This is a genomic window from Albidovulum inexpectatum, assembly GCF_002927635.1.
GTDB classification, from domain to species: Bacteria; Pseudomonadota; Alphaproteobacteria; order Rhodobacterales; family Rhodobacteraceae; genus Albidovulum; species Albidovulum inexpectatum.
In genome coordinates this window covers 1-1768 of sequence record NZ_PRDS01000026.1, presented here as the reverse complement: position 1 = coordinate 1768, position 1768 = coordinate 1, and the positions used below count along the sequence as shown (strand labels likewise).

1 protein-coding gene is annotated in these 1768 nt (G+C 60.1%); it reads right to left on the bottom strand.

Annotation, left to right across the window (positions count from 1 at the left end):
* On the bottom strand, positions 1–1463 hold a 1463-nt coding region (locus LV82_RS14740; protein ID WP_211289228.1), incomplete at its 3' end, for a M10 family metallopeptidase C-terminal domain-containing protein.
* Positions 1464–1768: the final 305 nt, after the last annotated feature.

Genomic DNA, 1768 nt, shown 5'->3' with positions numbered 1-1768 from the left:
GCATCGCCGTAAAGCAGATCCGCCCCGTCGTCCCCATGCAACTGGTCCTGATTCAACCCGCCGCGGATCGTGTCAGCGCCAAGACCGCCCCAGATATCGTTCGCGGCCCCGTTGCCCGTCACGCTGTCATTGCCGCTGCCCGCGATCACGTTCTCGATGACGGTTCCATAGGCGATCGACAGGTTTCCAACCAGGCCGTAGATGCTTGAATGGCTGCCTGGTGTCAGGTCGATTTGCTGGTCGTATGTATCCGAGGCCAGGTCAAGAGTGTCGTTTCCGGCAGAATCCATGATCGTCAGGGCGACCGGCTCGGCGAGGGTGCCGCTGGCGAGCTGTTGGCTGATGACGTCGTATATCCCGCCGGCGGTCGAGTTTTCCCCGTAAACGGTATTGCCCGTCCGGAGCGAGGCCGGGCCGTATATTTCCTGAATGGCGATGACGTCTGCGATCATCGGGGTCAGGACATAGGCAAAGTCGGCGCTGACATAACTGTTGTCGACCTGGCTGAAATACGACATGACGGTCGCCTGCCAGCTGTCGTTCACGAATATGTTGTCGATGCCGTACTGCGCATTGCCATTGTAGTTGCCCGCATGCCCAAGGCCCAGGGCATGACCGATCTCGTGCAGAAGAGTCTGGTAGGTATAGCTGTCCAGGGACGTGCCGAATGCCTGGATCCAGTCATATCCGACATTCACCTCGGCCTGGGTGATTTCGTTGCCGGAATAGCTGTGTGTCGTGAAGGCGCCGGAATAGGTATCGTCGATGATCAGGTCCGCGCCTGAGGACAGGGTATAGCTGAATTTCAGACCGGTTGCCGCGGTCCATGCGTCAAGCGCCCATTTCGCAAGCTGCTGGGCCGAGGCAGCCAGCCCCGAAATGTTGACGGTCAACGTGTCGCCCGAGGAGGCGTTGAAGCTGATCGGGGCAATGCCCTGATCCTGCCAGAAGCCCGAAACCAGATAGTCGGCGATGTCGGACATCGTAGCGGGCGCAGGGGTGGGCGTGGGGGCGCTGACCTTCAGGGAATACTGGTCAGATCCGTTGGAAAAGTCGTCGACAACCAGATAGTAGCTTCCGCTGACTGCGGGTGTGAAGGTGATACGGGCATCCAGGTTGCCGCCGAAAAAGTCGATGGCATCGTTGTAGGCAAGAACGTTTCCGGCGTCATCGACGACCTGCAGAATCACATCGAGATTCGGCGTGAAGCCGCGTCCGGTCAGATCGATCGTATAGCTGTTGCCGGCGGTCACATCGAGGCGGATCCAGTCCGTGTCGAATCCGGCCGTGCTGCCGTTGAAGGTGTCACCTGGCGAAATCGTATAGGCGGTCGAACTGTCCGCGGCCGCGTCCGCGGTCTCGGTGAATACCGCGTTGAGGACAAGCCCCTGGGCAAGGGGCGTGCTGGAATCGAGGGCGTTTTCAGACGTCAGGAAATCGCTACGCGCCGCGTTGTTCGACATAAGGGGCTCCGGTTGACCAGCACATGGGTATCAGAGGTGTGGCTAACCGGCAAATGTGGCAAAATTTTTGCGCTCGCAGCGCCCGTGGAACCAGCGCGCGGATTCTGGCCCGCGCACTGGTCTGCGTGTTCAGAACACGAAATCACTGGCGTCGAGGTTTGCGAGGCTGACGCCTGTCAGGGTGATGGTGTTCCCGGCCAGGTCGTCGATGACGACATCGGCGCCGACCTGCGCGATGTGATTGGCCATCAGGTCTGCCAGGTTCGTGATCGCCGAGACGGCCGACAGGTCGATCTTCTCCAGCC